Source organism: Streptomyces sp. SID3343, assembly GCF_009865215.1.
GTDB lineage: Bacteria > Actinomycetota > Actinomycetes > Streptomycetales > Streptomycetaceae > Embleya.
Genome location: NZ_WWJX01000458.1, coordinates 1 through 20441, shown reverse-complemented (window position 1 = coordinate 20441; position 20441 = coordinate 1). Strand labels below are relative to the sequence as shown.

General features: G+C 70.6%; 17 protein-coding genes. 6 read left to right on the top strand and 11 right to left on the bottom strand.

What is annotated here, in order from left to right:
* The 3 genes from GT354_RS14880 to GT354_RS14870 all read right to left on the bottom strand — a co-directional run.
* Nucleotides 1-2390, bottom strand: a 2390-nt coding sequence (locus GT354_RS14880) for a Tex family protein (protein WP_161356788.1), incomplete at its 3' end; no start/stop codon positions are given.
* A 76-nt stretch (nucleotides 2391-2466) separates the two neighbouring features.
* Complete coding sequence (locus tag GT354_RS14875; RefSeq protein ID WP_161356787.1) at nucleotides 2467-3525, bottom strand: hypothetical protein; 1059 nt, start codon at nucleotides 3523-3525, stop codon at nucleotides 2467-2469.
* A gap of 50 nt (nucleotides 3526-3575) precedes the next feature.
* The gene (locus tag GT354_RS14870) at nucleotides 3576-4238 is read right to left on the bottom strand and encodes an Lrp/AsnC family transcriptional regulator (RefSeq protein ID WP_202511912.1); all 663 of its coding nucleotides are present in this window, start codon (nucleotides 4236-4238) and stop codon (nucleotides 3576-3578) included.
* Nucleotides 4239-4438: 200 nt separating this feature from the next.
* Between GT354_RS14870 and hppD the strand changes: the two genes are divergently transcribed.
* The 5 genes from hppD to GT354_RS14845 all read left to right on the top strand — a co-directional run bounded on the left by hppD (nucleotide 4439) and on the right by GT354_RS14845 (nucleotide 9602).
* The gene (hppD, locus tag GT354_RS14865) at nucleotides 4439-5518 is read left to right on the top strand and encodes a 4-hydroxyphenylpyruvate dioxygenase (RefSeq protein ID WP_202511914.1); all 1080 of its coding nucleotides are present in this window, start codon (nucleotides 4439-4441) and stop codon (nucleotides 5516-5518) included.
* A gap of 56 nt (nucleotides 5519-5574) precedes the next feature.
* On the top strand, nucleotides 5575-6777 hold the full coding sequence (locus GT354_RS14860) for a cupin domain-containing protein (RefSeq protein WP_161356786.1): 1203 nt from the start codon (nucleotides 5575-5577) through the stop codon (nucleotides 6775-6777).
* Complete coding sequence (locus tag GT354_RS14855) at nucleotides 6774-7763, top strand: hypothetical protein (RefSeq protein ID WP_202511911.1); 990 nt, start codon at nucleotides 6774-6776, stop codon at nucleotides 7761-7763. The genes GT354_RS14860 and GT354_RS14855 overlap by 4 nt, the downstream gene beginning before the upstream one ends.
* Nucleotides 7764-7785: 22 nt before the next feature.
* Nucleotides 7786-9006 carry a fumarylacetoacetase gene (gene fahA, locus GT354_RS14850; RefSeq protein ID WP_161356785.1) on the top strand — a complete coding sequence of 407 codons (1221 nt, stop codon included), beginning with the start codon at nucleotides 7786-7788 and terminating at the stop codon, nucleotides 9004-9006.
* Nucleotides 9007-9140: 134 nt separating this feature from the next.
* Entirely contained in the window at nucleotides 9141-9602 is a 462-nt protein-coding gene (locus tag GT354_RS14845; protein ID WP_161356784.1) for a hypothetical protein, read from the top strand.
* A gap of 717 nt (nucleotides 9603-10319) precedes the next feature.
* On the opposite strand, the gene GT354_RS14840 is transcribed toward GT354_RS14845, so the two are convergent.
* From GT354_RS14840 to GT354_RS14830, 3 genes are all read right to left on the bottom strand, one after another.
* The gene (locus GT354_RS14840; RefSeq protein WP_161356783.1) at nucleotides 10320-10802 is read right to left on the bottom strand and encodes a hypothetical protein; all 483 of its coding nucleotides are present in this window, start codon (nucleotides 10800-10802) and stop codon (nucleotides 10320-10322) included.
* 444 nt (nucleotides 10803-11246) lie between these two features.
* On the bottom strand, nucleotides 11247-12134 hold the full coding sequence (locus GT354_RS14835) for a CAP domain-containing protein (RefSeq protein WP_161356782.1): 888 nt from the start codon (nucleotides 12132-12134) through the stop codon (nucleotides 11247-11249).
* A gap of 22 nt (nucleotides 12135-12156) precedes the next feature.
* A complete protein-coding gene (locus GT354_RS14830) occupies nucleotides 12157-13794 on the bottom strand; it encodes an ABC-F family ATP-binding cassette domain-containing protein (protein ID WP_161356781.1) in 1638 nt (545 codons plus the stop codon).
* 72 nt (nucleotides 13795-13866) lie between these two features.
* On the opposite strand from GT354_RS14830, the gene GT354_RS14825 reads away from it, so the two are divergent.
* Nucleotides 13867-14610 carry a PIG-L deacetylase family protein gene (locus GT354_RS14825; RefSeq protein ID WP_161356780.1) on the top strand — a complete coding sequence of 248 codons (744 nt, stop codon included), beginning with the start codon at nucleotides 13867-13869 and terminating at the stop codon, nucleotides 14608-14610.
* 385 nt (nucleotides 14611-14995) lie between these two features.
* Here the strand turns inward: GT354_RS14825 and GT354_RS14820 are convergent, their stop codons facing one another.
* The 5 genes from GT354_RS14820 to GT354_RS14800 all read right to left on the bottom strand — a co-directional run.
* A complete protein-coding gene (locus GT354_RS14820) occupies nucleotides 14996-16174 on the bottom strand; it encodes a DegT/DnrJ/EryC1/StrS family aminotransferase (protein WP_161356779.1) in 1179 nt (392 codons plus the stop codon).
* 114 nt (nucleotides 16175-16288) lie between these two features.
* On the bottom strand, nucleotides 16289-17776 hold the full coding sequence (locus tag GT354_RS14815; RefSeq protein WP_161356778.1) for a hypothetical protein: 1488 nt from the start codon (nucleotides 17774-17776) through the stop codon (nucleotides 16289-16291).
* Nucleotides 17777-17934: 158 nt separating this feature from the next.
* The gene (locus GT354_RS14810; protein ID WP_161356777.1) at nucleotides 17935-19020 is read right to left on the bottom strand and encodes a GNAT family N-acetyltransferase; all 1086 of its coding nucleotides are present in this window, start codon (nucleotides 19018-19020) and stop codon (nucleotides 17935-17937) included.
* On the bottom strand, nucleotides 19017-20120 hold the full coding sequence (locus GT354_RS14805) for a glycosyltransferase (protein ID WP_161356776.1): 1104 nt from the start codon (nucleotides 20118-20120) through the stop codon (nucleotides 19017-19019). The genes GT354_RS14810 and GT354_RS14805 overlap by 4 nt, the downstream gene beginning before the upstream one ends.
* Nucleotides 20120-20441: hypothetical protein (locus GT354_RS14800; protein ID WP_161356775.1), on the bottom strand; the 322-nt coding region annotated here is incomplete at its 5' end. The genes GT354_RS14800 and GT354_RS14805, both read right to left, overlap by 1 nt.

Genomic DNA, 20441 nt, shown 5'->3' with positions numbered 1-20441 from the left:
GGCCCACGATCCCCACGACCCCCGCCACCACCGGCGCCACGACCGCCGCCACCGCGACCGCCCCCACGCCCGCCACGCTCACCGGAGGCCCGCTCACCGCCACCGGCGCCAACGCCCCCGCCGGCGCCCCGCTCGGTGCGATCGCCCCCACGCCCCCCGCCCCGCTGCTCGGCCTCGTCCTCCAGCCGCAGCGTCAGCGAGATCCGCTTGCGCGGGATGTCCACGTCGAGCACCTTGACCCGCACCACATCGCCCGACTTGACCACATCGTGCGGGTCGTTCACGAACGTCCTCGACATCGCCGAGACGTGGACGAGGCCGTCCTGGTGCACGCCCACGTCCACGAACGCGCCGAACGCGGCCACGTTGGTGACCACGCCTTCGAGCAGCATTCCCGGCTGGAGGTCGGAAAGCTTCTCGACGCCGTCCTTGAACGTCGCCGTCTTGAACGCCGGACGCGGGTCGCGCCCGGGCTTCTCCAACTCCTTCAGGATGTCCGTCACCGTCGGCAGCCCGAACTTCTCGTCGATGAAGTCCTTCGGGTCGAGCGCGCGCAGCCGCGGCGCCGCGCCCATCACCGTGCGTACGTCACCGCCCGCCGCCGCGACGATCTTGCGCACGACCGGGTAAGCCTCCGGGTGCACCGACGACGAGTCCAACGGGTCGTCGCCCGCCGGGATCCGCAGGAAGCCCGCCGCCTGCTCGAACGCCTTCGGGCCGAGCCGCGCGACGTTCTTCAGGTCGCGTCGGGTCTTGAACGGCCCGTTGGCGTCGCGGTGTTGCACGATGTTGTCGGCAAGCGTCGTGCCGATGCCGGAAACCCGGGTGAGCAGCGGGGTCGACGCCGTATTGACGTCCACGCCGACCGCGTTCACGCAGTCCTCGACCACCGCGTCCAGCGAACGCGACAGCTTCAACTCCGACAGGTCGTGCTGGTACTGGCCGACGCCGATCGACTTGGGGTCGATCTTGACCAACTCGGCCAGCGGGTCCTGGAGTCGCCGCGCGATCGAGACCGCGCCGCGCAACGACACGTCCAGGTCCGGGAGTTCCTGCGACGCGAACGCCGAGGCGCTGTATACGGACGCGCCCGCCTCGGACACCATGACCTTGGTCATCCCCAGATCCGGGTGCTTGGCGATGAGTTCGGCGGCCAGCTTGTCGGTCTCGCGCGAGGCGGTACCGTTGCCGATCGCGATCAGGTCGACCCGGTACGCCGCGGCCAGCTTCGCGAGCGTGGCGATCGACTCGTCCCACTTGCGGCGCGGTTCGTGCGGGTAGATCGTCTCCGTCGCCACCACCTTGCCGGTGTCGTCGGTCACCGCGACCTTGACGCCCGTGCGCAGGCCGGGGTCCAGGCCCATCGTCGCGCGGGTGCCGGCCGGCGCCGCGAGCAGCAGGTCGCGCAGGTTGGCCGCGAACACGCGTACCGCCTCGTCCTCGGCCACTTGGCGCAGCCGCCCGCGCAGGTCCAGGCCCAGGTGGACCAGGATCCTGGTCCGCCACGCCCACCGCACCGTGTCCGCGAGCCACTTGTCGGCCGGGCGGTCGCGGTTGGTGACGCCGAACGTGTGCGCGATCGAGCGCTCGTACTCGGTGGGGCCGTCCGCCTCCGCGTCCGGCGACGGCGCGAGGGTGAGGTCGAGCACCTCCTCCTTCTCGCCCCGGAACATCGCCAGGATGCGGTGGGAGGGCAACTTCGTGAACGGTTCGGCGAAGTCGAAGTAGTCGGCGAACTTGGCGCCCGCCTCCTCCTTGCCCGCGCGCACCTTGGCCTCGACCCGTCCGCGCGTCCACATCTTCTCGCGCAGCGCGCCGATCAGGTCGGCGTCCTCGGCGAACTTCTCGACCAGGATCGAGCGCGCACCCTCCAACGCGGCCTGCGCGTCGGCGACGCCCTTGTCCGCGTCGACGAACGCGGCCGCCTCGCCGGCGGGATCGCGCGAGGGGTCGCCCAGCAGCGCGAGGGCCAGCGGTTCGAGCCCCGCCTCACGGGCGATCTGGGCCTTCGTCCGCCGCTTCGTCTTGTACGGCAGGTAGATGTCCTCAAGCCGCGCCTTGGAGTCGGCGGCCAGGATCTGCGCCTTCAGCGCGTCGTCCAGCTTGCCCTGCGCCTCGATCGACGCGAGTACGGCGGTCCGCCGCTCGTCCAACTCCCGCAGGTAGCGCAACCGTTCCTCAAGGTTGCGCAGCTGCGTGTCGTCGAGCGTCCCGGTCACCTCCTTGCGGTACCGAGCGATGAACGGCACGGTCGCCCCACCATCGAGCAACTCGACCGCAGCCCTGACCTGCCCCTCCCGTACCCCGAGCTCCTCGGCGATCCGCTCATGCACAGACAACTGCTGCACAGCCAGTTGACGCACAGGCACCTGTTCTACCGACTCCGACATCGTCACGTCCCGATCCGCTTCATTACCAAGCATCACCCGGCATTCTCCAGGCATGTCCGTCGCTTGTCGCCTCACCTCACCGGCCTGCCGAGGCGATGGGGCCGTCGATTACCGCCGACCAGCGCTCACGCATGAGGCTGCGGACCGTCTCGTCGGCAGGTAGCCGGGTGAACGATCCTTCGACCGTGCGGTACACACAATCGACGCCGTACCGGTGCAGGAAGGTCACTTCGTTGGCCAAAGGCCGTTCGGGAAACAGCGCGGTCAGCAGCCAGACGGGATGGAGGCTGTGGGGCGCGTAGTCGAGGAGTTGGCTCAGCGCCTGGCGCACCCACTTGTGTCCCGCGCTGCTCTTGGCCTCCACGATCTCGGGGCCTTGGGCGTGATCCACATGGAGGTCCGTGACGCCCGCCGCGCACCTGTAGCGTTTGGGCAAATCCAGGCCGAGGAATTCCTGGTACTCGGCCAACAGGAGCCTTTCCTTGAGCTCGGCCACCCTCAGCTTGGCGGGTTGCGTATAGGACACACGATGCGCACCGGACCGTTCGACGGGCATCAGACGAGCGGCCGGGCTTTGTGGGGACGTGTGCCGGTGCAGATTCTCGTCGAACTCGACGACCACCTGCGTCGAGGCGGGCTCGATGCCGAAGAGGTCGAGCACCCGCTTGCCCTGCTCCTCGGTGGCCAAAATCTGCCCGGGGAAGGTGAGGCTCTCGGCGTAGCCCATGGCTCGACACAGCGGTGGATAAGGAATGTGGACCCGTTCGAAGCCAGTGAGGCTGTAAACGGTGCGCCAACTGCCCGTCGGTGTCTCCGGCGGCCACAGCACATCGGCGAAGTCCGCGTTCCGGAAGATGTGCCCGATCTCTCCCACGGCGCGCACGTGGTTGCCGCCGGTGAACAAGACCACGTCGCCCGAGCCGACTTCCGCCATCCGTTTGTCGTGCGCCGATCGCGCACCCCAGAAGCGCGCCTCACCGCGCGGGTGATGTCGAAGCAGGGCCTCGCGTTGCGGACGTGTCAACGCAGCCGCGCGGAGGCGCTCGGTGAACCGGATCGGTTCCGCGAGTGTCGTTTTCCAGTGTTCCTTGGAGGCCGTACTCCCGTACGAAGGCGCAATGACAACCCGGGTCATGAAAACTCTCCTGCGAAACAGCGGAACGGTTCTACGATCGGGCCTCATTCCTACCAGTCCGCACTGACGCTTCCGCTCCCCGAACGCTCCGTGGGTACCGACCCGCCCGCCGTCGGGCGTGTGGTGACTCGCGACTGCGAGCGCGGGCCTTCATTCGTTTCCCGGTTCGGGCCGGTGCCGTTGTCGGTGGGTTTGCGGAGGGCCGGCACCCGGGAGGGGATACGGCGTTCGGCGGCTTCCAGGAGGGGCAGGGTGCGCATGGGGACGACCTCCGACAGGGCGATGACGCTTGTCGAGCGGACGACCTCGGGGATGCGGTTGACGTCGATGAGGATGTGTTGGAGGTCCTGGTTGGAGGTGGCGGCGATGCGGCAGTGGACGTCGCCCGTGCCTGTGGTGCCGTAGGCCTCCAGGACCTGGGGGAGGGCGGCGAGGGCGGCGGCGACGCCGTCGAGGCCGCCTTGGGCGATTTCCAGGGTGACGAAGGCCAGGACCGGGTAGCCGGCGGCGATGAGGTCGACCTCCGGGCCGTAGCCCGTGATCACGCCGGCCGCCTCCATGCGCTCCAAACGGGCCTGCACCGTCGCGCGGGAAACCCCGATCAACCGGGACAATTCCAACATGCCCGCTCGCGGGTGCTGCCGGCCGGTCCGAATGAGACGCACGTCCAGCTCGTCCAGCGGGATGCGCGGATTCTGAAGATCATCTCGCATGTGACGACTCTAGCTGAGCATTTTGTACAGCTCCACGGTTTGATGTTGTCAGATGTTGCATCCCGACATGTACTTCGCACATCCGTATCGACCCGAGGGGATCGCGCGTCATGAGCACCTTCACCACCCTTGAAGACACCGACGCCCTCGTAGGCGCCGTCGTGCACGACCCGGCGGGTGACCCCTTCCCCGTCGTCGCGATGGACCACGTTCGTTTCTTCGTCGGAAACGCCAAGCAGGCCGCGCACTACTACTCCACGGCGTTCGGGATGACCTGTGTCGCCTATCGCGGACCCGAGACCGGGTGCCGCGACGTCGCCGAGTACGTGCTCGTGTCCGGCAAGGCCCGTTTCCTGATCACCGGTGAAGTCCACGCCGGCACCGAGGTCGGCGTCGCGACCGTCGCCCACGGTGACGGCGTCACCGACCTCGCCATCGAGGTCCCCGACGTCGACAAGGCCATCGCCTACGCGCGTGAGCACGGTGCGACCGTTCTCGTCGAGCCGCACGACGACACCGACGAGCACGGCACCGTCCGCAGCGCCCAACTCGCCACCTACGGCGAGACCCGGCACACCCTGGTCGACCGCTCGGGCTACACCGGCCCGTTCCTGCCCGGCTTCGTCGCCGCCGAGCCGATCTTCCGCGGCAAGCCCGCCGCCCACCCCAAGCGCTACTTCCAGGCGATCGACCACTGCGTGGGCAACGTCGAACTCGGCCACATGGACGAGTGGGTCGGCTTCTACAACCGCGTCATGGGCTTCACCAACATGAAGGAGTTCATCGGCGACGACATCGCCACCGAATACTCCGCGCTCATGTCGAAGGTCGTCACCAGCGGCAACCACCGGGTCAAGTTCCCGCTCAACGAGCCCGCCGTGAGCCGCAAGAAGTCGCAGATCGACGAATACCTGGAGTTCTACGGCGGCCCCGGCGTCCAGCACATCGCGCTCGCCACCAACGACATCGTCGCCTCGGTGCGCGCGATGGCCGAGATGGGCGTCGAGTTCCTGTCCACGCCGGACAGCTACTACGACACCCTCGGCGAGTGGGCCGGCGAGACCCGGGTACCGGTGGAGACGTTGCGCGAACTGCGCATCCTGGTCGACCGCGACGAGGACGGCTACCTGCTGCAGATCTTCACCAAGCCCGTCCAGGACCGCCCGACGGTGTTCTTCGAACTGATCGAGCGGCACGGCTCGCTCGGCTTCGGCAAGGGCAACTTCAAGGCCCTGTTCGAGGCGATCGAGCGCGAGCAGGAGCGTCGCGGCAACCTGTAGCACCACAAACGGGACGACAGCGGCACGGAACAGGGACGGCGGAGGAGTCGGCAGCCATGGCGTACTACCGGAGCGTGGGTGAGGTCCCGCCGAAGCGGCACACCCAGCATCGCCGCCCGGACGGCGGCCTGTACTACGAGGAGCTGATGGGCGAGGAGGGCTTCACCTCCGACTCCTCCCTCCTGTACCACCGCGCGATCCCCTCGGCCATCTCCGACGCGAGCGTGTGGGAGCTGCCCGACCAGAGCGTCGCGGCCAACCACCCGCTCAAGCCGCGGCACCTGAAGCTGCACGAGTTGTTCGCGGACAACGAGTGGAAGGCCGTCGACGCGGTCACCGGACGCCGACTGGTGCTCGGCAACGCCGACGTACGGATCGCCTACGTCGTCGCCGGCAGCCCCTCGCCGCTCTACCGCAACGCGCTCGGCGACGAGTGCGTGTACATCGAGTCCGGCACCGGGACCGTGGAGACGGTGTTCGGCGCGCTCACCGTCGGGGCCGGCGACTACGTGATCCTGCCCCGCGCGACCACGCACCGCTGGGTCCCCGGCGGCGACGAACCGCTGCGCGCCTACTGCATCGAGGCCAACTCGCACATCGCGCCCGCCAAGCGCTACCTGTCCCGGTTCGGCCAACTCCTCGAACACGCGCCGTTTTGCGAACGCGACCTGTGCGGACCCGTACAGCCGCACCTCGCCGAAGGCAGCGACGTCGAGGTGCTGGTCAAACATCGCGGCCTCGGCGGCGAGATCGCGGGCACCCGCTACGTCTACCCCACCCACCCGTTCGACGTGGTCGGCTGGGACGGGTGCCTGTACCCGTACGTCTTCAACATCTCCGACTTCGAGCCGATCACCGGCCGGATCCACCAACCGCCGCCCGCGCACCAGGTGTTCGAGGGCGACGGATTCGTGATCTGCAACTTCGTGCCGCGCAAGGTGGACTACCACCCGCTGTCCATCCCGGTGCCCTACTACCACTCCAACGTCGACTCCGACGAGGTCATGTTCTACTGCGGCGGCGACTACGCGGCCCGCAAGGGCTCCGGTATCGGGCAGGGTTCGATCTCGCTGCACCCGGGCGGACACGCGCACGGGCCGCAGCCCGGGGCCTACGAGCGCAGCATCGGCATCGAGTTCTTCGACGAACTCGCGGTGATGGTCGACACGTTTCGCCCGCTCGGCGTCGGCGAGGGCGCAATCGCGAGCGAGGATCCGGGTTACGCGTGGACGTGGGCCGGGAAGGCGCCTCGAACATGACCGTACGCACCGATTCCGGCTTCGACGCCGGCCCCGAGCACGCGCTGCGTGTGCCCCTGTTCACCGGCCTGTGGGACGACGCCGCGCTCTTCCCGCCCGGCAACGCCCCGATGGCCGAGGCGGTGCCCGCGCACCGGCTCTACCGGATCGAATGGTTCGCCGAGTTCGTCCGCTACTTCCTCGTCGGCGCCGCGCACGTGCCCGAACTGCTGCCGCTCGCCGATCCCGACGAGCCGCTGCGGGTGGTGCTGGTGGCCCCCGGCGGGCCGAGTACGGTCGGGCCGGCCGTGCACAGCATCGTGGACACCCCCGGGTTGATCCTGGAGGGCATCGAGGTCGCCGGCGACGGCGAACTCGGCAAGGCGGCCGCCGTGCTGCACCGATACCTGCCGGACATGACGGCGGGCTACGTCGAGGTCCTCAAAGGCGCGGGCCTCGACGCAGACCTCGACAGTCTGGCCGGCACCTACGGGCGGCCCAAGTTCCGCACCGGTGGCACGGCGCCGCACGCCTTCCCGGACGAGGCCGAACTGGCGGCGTTCGTGCACGGATGTCGCATTCGCGAACTCCCGTTCAAGGTCACGGCCGGGCTGCACAACGCCGTGCGGCACACCGACCCGACCACCGGCTTCGAGCACCACGGCTACCTCAACCTGATGCTCGCCACCCACGAGGCCGTCGTCGGTGCCGACCCCGACGCGATCGCCGATGTGCTCGCGATCCGCGACAGCGTCGAACTCGCGCGCCGAGCACTCGCGTTGACCCTGGTCGAGCGGACCCGGCTGCGCGGATACCTGACCTCGTACGGCACGTGCAGCGTCGCCGAACCGCTACAGGACGCGCTCACGCTCGGCCTGCTGTCCGAACCGGAGCCCGAGTCCGAGCCGGCTTCGGATCCCGAACCCGAGCCCGATCCCGATCCCGAATCCGAGCCCGTTTCGGAGCCCGAGTCCGCGTCCAAGCCCGCGCATCACGCCGGCGACTGAGATCGAGGAGCCGAACGTCATCATGCCCACCACCTGGGTACCGCTGCCGACCGACACGGTGTACGGCGTCGACAACCTGCCCTACGGCGTCTTCAGCACCGACACCGAGCCGGACCGACCGCGGATCGGGGTGGCGATCGGCGGGCACGTGCTCGACGCCGGCGCGGCCGCGCACGCCGTCGGAGCGCCGGTCGACGTGCTGGACGCGCCGAGCCTGACCCGGCTCCTGGCCGCGGGCCGCGAGACGTGGACGGCGGTTCGCGCGGCGCTGACCACGTGGCTGACCGACCCCGGACTGCGCGCGAGTGTCGAACCACACCTGATTCCACGTCAGGACGTGGTCATGCGACTGCCGTTCGAGGTGGCGGACTACGTCGACTTCTACGCGTCCGAGCACCACGCGACCAACCTGGGCAAGATCTTCCGGCCGGGATCGGAACCGCTGACCCCCAACTGGAAGCACCTGCCCATCGGTTATCACGGCCGGGCCGGCACGGTCGTCGTCTCGCACACGCCCGTCGTGCGGCCCAGCGGGCAGCGCAAGGCCCCCACCGACGACGTGCCCTCGTTCGGGCCCTCGCGGCGGCTCGACATCGAGGCCGAGGTCGGCTTCGTGGTCGGCACCGGCTCCGCACTGGGCACCCCCGTCGCACTCGGCGACTTCGCCGACCACGTGTTCGGCGTGTGTCTGCTCAACGACTGGTCCGCGCGCGATGTGCAGGCATGGGAGTACGTCCCGCTCGGCCCGTTCCTGGGCAAGTCGTTCGCCACGTCGGTGTCGCCGTGGATCGTGCCGCTCGACGCGCTCGCCGGCGCGCGCGTGGCACCGCCCGCGCGCGACGTCGCCCCGCTGCCCTACCTCGACGACCGGGACGCGGAACCCTGGGGCCTGGACCTGAGCCTGGAAGTGCGGCTCAACGGGCACCTGATCTCGCGTCCGCCGTTCGCGTCGATGTACTGGACGGCGGCGCAGCAACTCGCGCATCTGACCGCCAACGGCGCGTCCCTGCGCACCGGCGACCTGTTCGCGTCCGGCACCGTCAGCGGTCCCGCCGTCGGCGAGCGCGGCGCGCTCATCGAGATCACCTGGAACGGGGAGAACCCGCTCAAGCTTCCCGACGGCTCCACCCGCACGTATCTGGAGGACGGGGACGAGGTCACGATCACCGCGACCGCCCCCGGGCCCGACGGTACGCGCATCGGCTTCGGCGAGGTCAGCGGCCGGATTCTGCCGGCTCGCTAGTCTCGCGGATATGCACAGCGGCGCATGCCGGCTCCCGCAGCTTGCGGGAGCCGGCATAGCGTGGAGGCCGTACAGCAAGGGAGCCCGCTTCGCCGCGGGCTCTCGCATGGCACGGTCGCAAGGGGGATAAACGGGTGTCGTCCTACCCGAGGAAGTCCTGGAGCAGCATCGTCGTCTCGCCCGTGTTGGGCGCGCTCACCGCCGCGTTCCTGGTCGCCGGCCTCGTGGTCACCGTCGTCTTCGGCCTCGGCTCCGGCATCGGCCTGCTCGCCGCCGCACCCCTGACGGGCCTGTTCACGATCATCCGCGTGCGCACCGACGAGATCGGGCTCACCGTCGAGTTCGGCCTTCTGCCGTGGGTGCGCAAGCGCATACCGATCGCGAAGATCCGCGAGGCCGGGCACCGTGACGTGCGGGCGTTCCGTGATTTCGGCGGGTGGGGCTACCGGATCAGGGCCGGCGCGAGCGGGGTCGTGCAGCGCTCCGGTGACGCGCTCGCGGTACGGCTGGACTCGGGGCGCGAGTTCGTGGTCACCGTCGACAACGCGCGTACGGGGGCGGCCGTGCTCAACGGGTTGCTGACGTCGCGCGATTGACGTCGCACGGTTTGCCGTCGCGGGATCCGATGCCGCGTGCTTGAGGCCCTGCGTTTGGTGCCTTGCGGGTTGGTGCCTTGCGGTTGGTTCCGCGTGCTTGAGGCCCTGCGGTTGATGCCCTGCGTTTGACGCCCTGCGGTTGGTTCCGCGTGCTTGAGGCCCTGCGGTTGATGCCCCGCGGTTGAGGTCCTGCGGTTGATGCCTCGTCACGGCCGGGTCGCCGCGCCGCGTCACCGCCCGGTCAGGGCCGGGCCGCCGCAGGGCGTTCGGCGCGCGTCGGTTCCGAAAGCCGGCCCATCCGGGCGCGTCCGGTGCCCGGTTGCGTCCCGTGCGGCTTCGACCCGCCTCGCTCCGAAACGGTGACCAGGTATCGCGAGGCGACCCGTCGCACGAAGGCGTCGACAGGGACGCCCACCGGACCGTCTGGGCCCGTCCGGGGCCGCCAGAGGCCTCCGGAGGGCTCCGCAAGGGGCACAGGGGCCCTACCCGGCGCACCACGCCGACGCGGCGCCGTGCCCGCCCGCCGTGCCCGTATCGCCGTCACGCCCCACCGCCGTCACCGCAGTGACGCCCCACACCCTCGTCCCGCCGCACCGTAGTGCCGCGACGGCCCGACCCTGGTCGGGTGGCCGGCCGACGCGGCACCGGACGTGCGCTTGCTCGATGTGCTCGACCGCTTGCGCGGTCGTTTGCTCGACCGCTTAGTTGCCCGGCCCGTCAGACCGCCTGGTACGAACCGCTCCGGTCGTAGTACCCGGGCACGGCCACGAGCGCGGTGCGGAAGTACAGGCCCTCGCCGACGACACGCGCGTCGTCGCCGTGTCCGGGGACGAAGGGCTGCCACAACGCGACCAGAAGGTCCGGGGCCACCAACGAGGCGCCCTCGGTCTCCACTCGGACGGGTGTCAATTCACCGAGCAGGCGGGTGACATCGGTGGCCGGCGTGCCGAACACGTCGACGCCCAGACACAGCACCGTGTCCGCGAAATCGTCCTCCGACCGGTGTACCTCGACGGCCTCCACCAGCTCGTCCTTGCCACTGACCACATGGATCGAGAGGTCCGTCCCGAAACGGGCGAACCCACGCGTGCGTTTGGACAGATCTCCTCCGAGTTCGCGCAGAGCGGCCTCTGCCTCGTCCATGGACATGCCGATCTTGATCGGCCCTACGCCGTACGGCGGATCCAACTCGAGCTGCACGTGATCTCCCTCGCCTCGAACACCCGAGTATGACGCACCGTCATCGTGCGTCCTCGCACCCGGTTACCCATGCGCCGGGTCGGCGTCGGCCGGCGGTTCGCTCGCGGGCCGGGGCGATCCCGGGTGGTCGCGCCCTCTCGCGCCCGCGTTCCGCGCGATCCTCGCGGCCTCCACCCGACCCCTGTCGAGCGCGTGTCGCGGAGGCCGGCGCCCTTGCCGCCGGGGAGGTTCACCTGCGCGCCCGCCCCGATCACGGTGCGCACGACGTCCTGATGCGGCGCCCCGCCGTCACCGAGAGGACGATCGAGCGCCGCCGTAGCGGCCGACGAATCGGGCGAACGGCCGTCCCGCCATCGAAGACGGGGGCCACCGCCGAATCGACCGATCGGCCCATGCCGACCCGCCCGGCCCGGCGTACGTCACCGGCCGCGGCGCGCTCGACGTCTACCGAGGCGTTCCGAAGACCTGAGTCCACGACGTCCCGTACGTGCCGCCCGTCACGTAGCCCACACCGATCTCGGTGAACTCCGGCGTCAGGATGTTCTTGCGGTGCCCCGGGCTGTCCATCCACCCCTGGACCACTTCGGCCGGTGTCTCCTGGCCGCACGCGATGTTCTCTCCTATCCGGCTGTACAGGTAGCCGGCCGCGACCGCCCGATCCCACGGCTCGCGGCCGTCCGGGTCGGTGTGCGAGAAGAACGCGCGGGTGATCATGTCGGCGCTGAACGCCTGCGCGCACGCGGTGAGTTGCGGCTGCGGCGTGAGCGGGCGCAAACCGTGTCGGGCCCGCTCGATGTTGGTCAGCTCGACCACGCCGCGCTGGAAGTCGGAGAGCTCGGCGGGAGTGTGCGTCTCCTCCTCGACGTCCACGCCGAAGTCACGGGCGATGCCCGCGAGTCCGTCCGCGTAGCCCTGACCGAGCGCGCGCACCTTCCACTGCGCGCCGCGCCGATAGATCTCGGCCAGCAGCAACACCGTCTCGCTGCGCGGGCGCGGCGGCGTGAAGCGCGCCAGCACCGTGCCCCGATCGTCCGTGAGCAGCATCGTCGGCGGTGGCAACTCGCCGAGCGTGTGCGTGGTGTCGGCGGGGCTGACCACCACCGTCACCCGCGTCGCGCCCGCCCGCAGGCGCGGCGGATCGACCGTCACGGTGTCCCCGCCGAGCCGTACACCGGGCGCGGAGAGCTGATTGAAGAACACGAAGTCGCCGTCGCCGCGAACCCGCCGATCGTCACCGGTGATCAGCGCGGAGACGTCGAACGGGCCGGGGACGCGCACGTGCACGACGCCGCCCGGCAGAGATTGATTGGCCCCGGGCGGCAATTCGTTCATGGGCTCGCATCCTAACGAGGACTCAGACCTCGGTGACCCGACCGTCCGCCACCCGGATGCGCCGCGTCGTGCGCACCGCCGCCAGCATCCGGCGATCGTGCGTCACGAGCAGCAAGGTGCCCTGGTACGCCTCCAACGCCGACTCCAACTGCTCGATCGCCGGCAGGTCCAGGTGGTTCGTCGGCTCGTCGAGCACGAGCAGGTTGACCCCCTCGGCCTGCAACAGCGCGAGCGCGGCGCGGGTGCGCTCACCCGGCGACAGGGTGGCCGCGGGCCGCAGCACATGGGCCGACTTGAGCCCGAACTTCGCGAGCAGCGTGCGCACATCGGCCGGCAGCCAATCCGGAACCACCGCGCAGAACGCGTCGATCAGCGGCTGCCCGCCCAGGAACAACCCGCGCGCCTGGTCGACCTCGCCGACCACGACACCGGGCCCGAGGGCGGCCCGACCCGACGTCAACTCCGCGCGACCGAGCAGCGCCGCGAGCAGCGTCGACTTGCCCGCGCCGTTCGCGCCGGTGATCGCGACCCGATCCGCCCAGTCGATCTGCAGCGACACCGGACCGAGCGTGAAGGAGCCACGGTCGATCACCGCGCCGTCGAGGGTTGCCACGACCGCGCCCGCGCGCGGCGCGGCGGCGATCTCCATCCGCAGCTCCCACTCCTTGCGGGGCTCCTCGACCACGTCCAGGCGCTCGATCATCCGCTCGGTCTGCCGGGCCTTGGACGCCTGCTTCTCGCTCGACTCCGAGCGCAGCTTGCGACCGATCTTGTCGTTGTCCGTCGACTTGCGGCGTGCGTTGCGGGTGCCCTTGTCCATCCACCCGCGCTGCATCCGGGCCCGGGCCTCCAGGTCGCCGCGCTTGTCCGCGTACTCGTCGAAGTCCTCGCGGGCGTGCCGGCGAGCCACCTCACGCTCGGCCAGATACGCCTCGTAGCCACCGCCGTAGGTACGGATCTGCTGCTGGATCAGATCCAGTTCGACCACGCGGTCCACGGTGCGGGTCAGGAACTCGCGGTCGTGGCTGATCACGACCGTGCCCGCGCGCAGCCCGGTGACGAACTTCTCCAGCCGCTCCAGACCGTCCAGGTCCAGGTCGTTGGTCGGCTCGTCCAGCAGGAACACGTCGTAGCGGCTGAGCAACAGCGACATCAGCCCGGCCCGCGCGGCCTGGCCGCCGGACAGCGCGGTCATCTCCCGGTCCAGGTCCACCGCCAGACCCAGGTCCGCGGCGATCTCCTCGGCCCGCTCCTCCAGATCGGCGCCGCCCAGGTCCAGCCAGCGGTCCAGCGCGACGCCGTACTCGTCGTCGGCGCCCGCGCGCCCCTCGACCAGGCCCTCGGTCGCGGTGTCGAGCGCGGCCTGCGCGTCGGCCACGCCGGTGCGCCGGGCCAGGAACGCCCGTACCGTCTCGCCGGGCCGGCGCTCCGGCTCCTGCGGAAGATGGCCCACCGACGCGGTCGGCGGGCTCAGCTTGACCGACCCCGACTCGGGCACGTCCAGGCCGGCGAGGAGTTTGAGCAGCGTGGACTTCCCGGCGCCGTTCACCCCGACCAGGCCCACGACGTCGCCCGGGGCGACGACGAGATCCAGTCCGGAGAACAGGACACGGTCACCGTGTCCGGCAGCAAGGTCTTTGACGACGATCGTGGCACTCATGAGGCTATGAATCCTAGCCGTCGCCGCGAGGATGACGGCGTCCGCGTACAGCCGCCGTGAAAGGACCACGAGATGACCGAGCCCAGGCCGCAACCGTACGAGGCGCTGCCCGAGGACTGGGACCGCGCGCTCGCGATCGTCGCGCACCCCGACGACCTCGAATACGGCGCCGCGGCCGCGGTGGCGCGCTGGACCCGACAGGGCAAACACGTCACCTACTGCATGGTCACCAGCGGCGAGGCCGGCATCGACGCCATCGAACCCGACAAGTGTCGACCCCTGCGCGAGGCCGAGCAGATCGAGTCGGCGCGCATCGTCGGCGTGGACACCGTCGAGTTCCTCGGCCATCCCGACGGCGTGATCGAGTACGGCCTCCCGCTGCGTCGCGACCTGTCGCGCGTGGTCCGCCGGCACCGGCCCGACATCGTGATCACCGGCAACTTCCGCGACACGTGGGGCGGCATCGCACTCAACCAGGCCGACCACATCGCGACCGGCCGGGCCGTCGTCGACGCGGTTCGCGACGCGGGCAACCGGTGGGTCTTTCCCGAGTTGATCGACGAGGGCCACCAGCCGTGGGGCGGGGTCCGCGCGGTGTGGGCGGCGGGCTCCCCGGACGCCGGGCACGCGGTCGACACCACCGAGGACTTCGACCTGGGCGTGCGGTCCCTGGAGGCACACGGCGCCTACCTCGCCGGCCTGGGCCCGAACGGGATGGCCGACCCCCGCGAATTCCTGGAGGGCATGGGCCGAATGGCCGGCACCCGGCTCGGGACGCGGTTCGCGGTGTCGTTCGAGGTCTATCCGATGGGGTGAGCGCGGGCCGGCTCGCTCACGTGACCCCGCGCGCTCGACCGCGAGTTCGTCGACAGCGCCGTCCGGGACCGCCGGGACCGCCGGGACCGCCGAGAAGCCCGCCGAGGGGCGGTTGCCCGCCCGCGGCCAGGTCGCCGAAGCAGAGCTTCACCAGGCTGTCGACGCCGGCGAGGACCGGCGCGAGGTCCACCCGCGAAAGAGAGCCGTTCGCACCCTTCATGCGACGTCCCCCCACGAAAGGGAGCCGTTCGCACCCTTCACGCGAGAGCCGTGCGCACCCGTGAAGGGGCAGCCCCGCCCACACCCATGAGGGGAAGCCGTACACACCCCGAGGGGAGCCCGCACCCGCCGAGAACCGCTCGCTTCGGCGGGTGCGGAGCCGTGCTCAGTCCGTCGAGGCGATCTCGGGCGCGTGCTCGTGGATTCGGATCACCGCGTCCGCGAGCAACCGCACCGTCGCGTCGTCCATGTGCGACCACAGCGGCAGCGTCAGCACGCGCGCCGACACGTCGTCGGTGATCGGCAGCGACCGCGCCGGCAGGTGGGCGTACGCCTGTTGGCGGTGCACCGGCGGGTGGAAATAGCGGCGCGAGTCGATGCCCTCGGCCCGCAGCGCCCGCGCCAACGCCGGCACGTCCAGGCCGAACGCCGCCGGCTCGACGATCAGGGTCAGGTCCTTCCACGTCGACACGTCGCCCTCGGCGAGCGCCGGCAGCCGCAGCCCCGGTACGCCGCGGACCGCGTCCGCGAACAACGCGACCAGGCGCGAACGGGTCGCCACCCGCTCCGGCAGGCCCCGCAACGACACGAGCGCGAGCGCCGCGTGCAGTTCGGACATGCGCGCGTTGAGCCCCGGGAACACGCAGTCGTAGTCGCCCGGATTGCCGTAACCACGCCCCAACCGGCACGCCCGCGCGAGTTCCTCGTCGCGCGTGGCGATCAGGCCGCCCTCGCCCGCCACGACCACCTTCGTCGGGCTCAGCGAGAACACCTCCGCCGCGCCGAAGCCGCCGACCGGCGTCCCCGCGCGGCGGCTGCCGAGCGCGTGCGCCGCGTCGTACACGATCGGCACGCCCGCGTCCTCGGCCACCTTCGCGAGCTCCTCGACCCGGCACGGCGTCCCGTACACGTGCGTCGCCATCAACGCCGACGCCCCCGACTCGGCCAGCAGCCGCGCCGCGTCCACCGGGTCGAGCGTCAGGGTGTCCGCGTCCACCTCGGCGAACACCGGCGTCGCGCCCGCCCAGTGCGCCGCGTGCGCGGTGGCCGCGAAGGTGAACCCCGGCATCGCCACCGCGCCGCTCACCCCCAGCGCCTGCAGCGCGAGCATCAGGCCGCTGGTGCAGTTCGACACCGCCACCACGTGCGGCACGTCCAACTGTGCCGCCGCGGCCTCCTCCAACTCCCGTACCGTGGCGCCGTCGGTCAACTGACCGCTCGTCAGGATCCCGTCCAGACGCCGCGCCAACTCCTCCCGCTCGGGCACCTTCACGCGCGTCAGCGGCAGCCCCTCCGCGAACAGCGCGTCTCCACCGAGCACCGCCGGCCTACCGGTCTTCGCCATGCCGTCTCCCCCCTGCGATCGCTTGGATCCATCGATGTGGTCCGGTCCGGTCCCACGACCGCGACCGGAAACCGCTGCCGACTTCGGGCAACGCTTCCCGGCGGCGGTTCGCGGTCACTGATCGGCCGGCTCCACCTCGGAGCCGGCCGCGACGGACGCCGTCCGACGTCCTGCCACCCGCCGCCGTCTCCGTTCCGCACTCCCACCCTTTTCGGACTCCGTCCGATCCGGCTTCGACACCGCGAGCAACACCAGCACGAACGGGAAGACCTGCACCCGTTCGCGGGTGAGGATGCCGAAGTTGCGGATGTTCGCGAACGCGAGCGCGAACACCAGCGTGTAGACGATCACGAAGGCCACGTAGGGTCTTCGGATCAACAACCCCGGGATACGTTTCAATCGGGGCAGCGCGACCACGAACAGGCCCATCAGTACGACGCCTTCGAGTGACGCGACCAACGCCTGGATGTTGTGCGCCTCGAACGGGAACGGCCGGAACAGCACCGTCACCAGCGACTGCGGCAGCGCGGCGGGCGAGATCGACAACGCCGCCGAGTCGTCCACCGCCTGGGCCGAACCGCCCTGCGCGGTCTGCGTCTGGGTCTTGGCGATCACCTGATTGGCCTGCGCCGCCCCGATGCCGGGAGTCCCGAAGAAACTGCCCACCTGCTGAAGTGCGAGCACACACCCCACGCCCAGCACCAAAATGCCGAGCGCCGCGCGCAACGGCCCGAGCGCGGAGGCCTGTTGCGGCCGATTGCGCAGCAGGTAGCCCACGCACAGACCGCACAGCAACAGCACCGTCACGTGCGGACGCACCATCGTGGTGCCCACCGCGCCCAGGATCAGGAACACGAACGCGCCGCGCCGACGCACCAACAACAGCGCCACACCGTACGCCGACAGGCCCAACGTGAACATCATCCACGTGTCCTTGCCGATGCCCGACGGCCAGAACAGCAGCGACGGCAGGAAGAACAACAGCTTGCCGTAGCGCCGCCGATCGCCGTCCGGATAGGCCACGTTGAATGCGCGCCAGAACAGGTACAGGCCCCAGAACCCGAGCCACGAATAGACCAGATACCCGGCCAGCAGCGACTGTCCGACGATCGCGTACACGATCCCGGTCACGATCATGATGAAGCCCGTGCCGATGACCTTGCGCCCGATGTCCACGGTGAAGTCGCCGTTGCGAAACTGCGGCGCTATCGCCCGCCCCACCAGGTCGTAGGTCGCCGCGTCCGCGCGTCCCTCGTACAGGATGAACGACATCCAGTAGCGCGCGAAGCACGCGAGCAACTTGGCGACCAAGGCGCCGATGACCAACCGCCGCACCCACGGCGGCTCGTCCCGGGAGAACCGGGAGAGCAGCGGGATGCTGATCGTCAGGAGCAGCGGGAAGACGATCAGCGCGCCCCAGATGTCGTACGGGCGATACTCCATCGCCCACGCGAACACCGCGACGTACACCGCGACCGCGGCGAGCGCGAGCAGCGAACCCCAGGGCAGCCGCGTCCCGGAGAGCCGGACACCGGCGAACCGGGCGCCGGCCGCCCGCGAACCGGGCATCCGCAGCGAGTACGACATCAGACGTGACGACAACGGGACTCCTTGCCGGGACGGCGAACCGGTGCGGCGTCGAGGCGGACGAGCGGTCGAGCGGCGGGGTGATCGGGTGACCGGGCAGGGGCAGTACGGCAGTAGGGCAGTAGGGCGGTCCGTCGGTCCGTCGGGGCGGTCGGGGCGAGGCCCGGTCTCGGCTAGAAGACTTCGAGGTCCCCCAACGAGAGCTGCCACGACCGCAGATCGTGCAGGTCGATCGGCAGCGGGTGCACCGTGCGCGCGACCATCGTCATGCCCGTCCGCGGCGGTGTCGCGTAGCCCGCGTAGCGGGCCGCCCTGGCCGCCTCCGAGCCGCGCGCCAAATGCGTCGCGACGTGGTCGCACCCCGACATCGCCACGCCCGAGAACAGCTTGCGCGCGGTGTCGCGGTCACCCGGTCGCACCACCATCTGCGACAGCGTGAACTCGACCAGCGGCCCGCGTTGGCGCGGTCGACCGAACACCACGCCGGTCAACTCGCCGTTCTTGTACGACGCGACGATCCGGTAGTCCAGGCCCGGCGCGTCGCCGTAGCGCCAGCGCAGGAAGTCACCGGTGAGCGAGGTCCGCAGCTTGTCGTGGCCGATCGCAGCGTCACCCGCGTCCGCCTCGGCCACCAGGTCGTCGAAGCCCACCGCGGCGGCCGGGTCCGAGAAGAACTGACGGGCCGTGGGGAAGCGACAACGCGCGACCGTGTCGACCACGTCCCAGTCCGCGCCGGTGCCCGAGAGGTCCCCGGATCCGCGCAACTCCTTGAGTCCGCGCGCGAACGCGATCGGTCGGATCGGGTGCAGCGAGATCGGCACCTTCCCGACCTCGTGCCAGCCCATCCGCAGATAGCCCGGCAGACTGTTGCCGTTGGGGGTGTTGAACACGAGCGAGGTGTCCACCTCGATGCGCTCCAGGAGTTCCGTCGTCAACCGACGAAACAACCCGCGTCCCTGCACGTCGGGATGCGTCGCGGTGTCCACCGCGCGCACCGCGCGGACCACCTCGCCGCCGAGCACGAACTCCCAGCGCAGGAACAGGCGTACCGCGACCACCCGGCCGTCGGCCTCGGCCACCAGGCCCGGGCTGGAGCCGAACGGGTTGTCCCGATGCTTCCACCGGAAGAACTCCGGCGTGCGCTCACCCGTAGGCCCGCCCGACAGCGTCTCGCTCAGCAGGGTCAGTACCCGCGGCTCGTCGTGCTTGCCCAACTCCCGCACAGTGAAGGAAGAATTCCCGCCATCAGGCCCGGTCACCGCGACTCCTTCAGCACCGACGCGTACACGTCCTCGATGCGACGCTGCGCTCCCGCGACGTCGAACTCGTCCGAGCGCTTGCGCGCCGCCTCGCCGCACGCGCGGCGCCGCGGCGCGTCGCGGGCGAAGTCCACCAGCGCTCCCGCGAACGCCGCCGGATCACCCGGCGGCACCACCGCCCCCTCGATGCCGTCGGTGACGATCTCCGGCATCCCGCCCACGGCGGTCACCACCGACGGCAGCCCCACCGTCATCGCCTCCATCAGCGACACCGGCAGCCCCTCCTGACGCGAACTCAACGCGAACACGTCGAACCCCGGTAACAGCGCCGGTACATCCCCACGCGACCCCGCGAACACCACGCCGCCCCGCAGATCCGGGCGCGTCGCCCGCTCACGCAGCGTCGCCTCCAACGGGCCGGACCCGATCAACACCAGCATCGCCCCCGGCTGCTCGGCCCGCACCAGCGCATGCGCCGCCAGCAGGCCCAACTGATCCTTCTTCGGGGTGAAGTTGGCGACCGACCCGATCGTGAACGCGTCCTGGTCGAGATCGAGTTCGCGCCGGGCCTGCTCGCGCGCCCCGGGCCCGACGAACGCGTCGCCGAGATCGGGGCCGTGATGGACGACCACCGGCTCCACGCCGCGCCGGAGCCGGCCGCGGTCGATGCTGTGCGCCACCGCCGCCGACACCGCGATCACGCCGCGATTGCGACCGTAGGTCCACGCGTTGGCCAGCCGGGTCGGGCGCCGATAGCGCGCCCACATGTTGTGCTCGGTGTGCACCAACGGAACACCGCCCGACAGCATCCGGGCCGCGACCGCCGGCAGTGGCATATGCGTGTGGATCAAGCCGTAGCCCCGTCCGCGCACCAGCGCGCGCAGCCGCAACGGCCACGCCCGCCCACCTCCCAGGCAGTGCACCCGCACGCCCAAGGCGCGCAGCGTCGGCACCAGCGCGTCCTTCCACGGCAACACGTAGGCCACCTCGACCTCGTAGCGCTCCTGGTCCACATGGCGGGCGCAGTTCACCAGCAACTGCTCGGCCCCGCCGCGCCCCAGGCCCTTCGCGAGCCACAGCACGCGGATCCGATCCGTCATCAGCGGTCCTCCGAGCCGAGTTCCACGGTCGACCACGTGTCGAAGTTCGGGCCCGACGCCGCGTCGTCGCCGCCGTTGCGAAACGCCCGCTCCTGCGCGGACTGCACGCGGTAGCCGGGGCTGGGGGTGTCCCGCGCGCCCGACTCGCTCTCCGGGGCCGGCGGGTCCGCGCGGTGCGTGCCCTTCTTTCCGTCCTCGGGCGACTCCGCCGCGCCCTCGGTCAGTTGGCCGCGGCGCGCCCAACTGGGCGCCGGCCGGTCCTCGTCGTCGGCGTCCGCCGGGCCGTCCGAGCCTCGACCGCGCAGCACCAGGCTCGCCGCC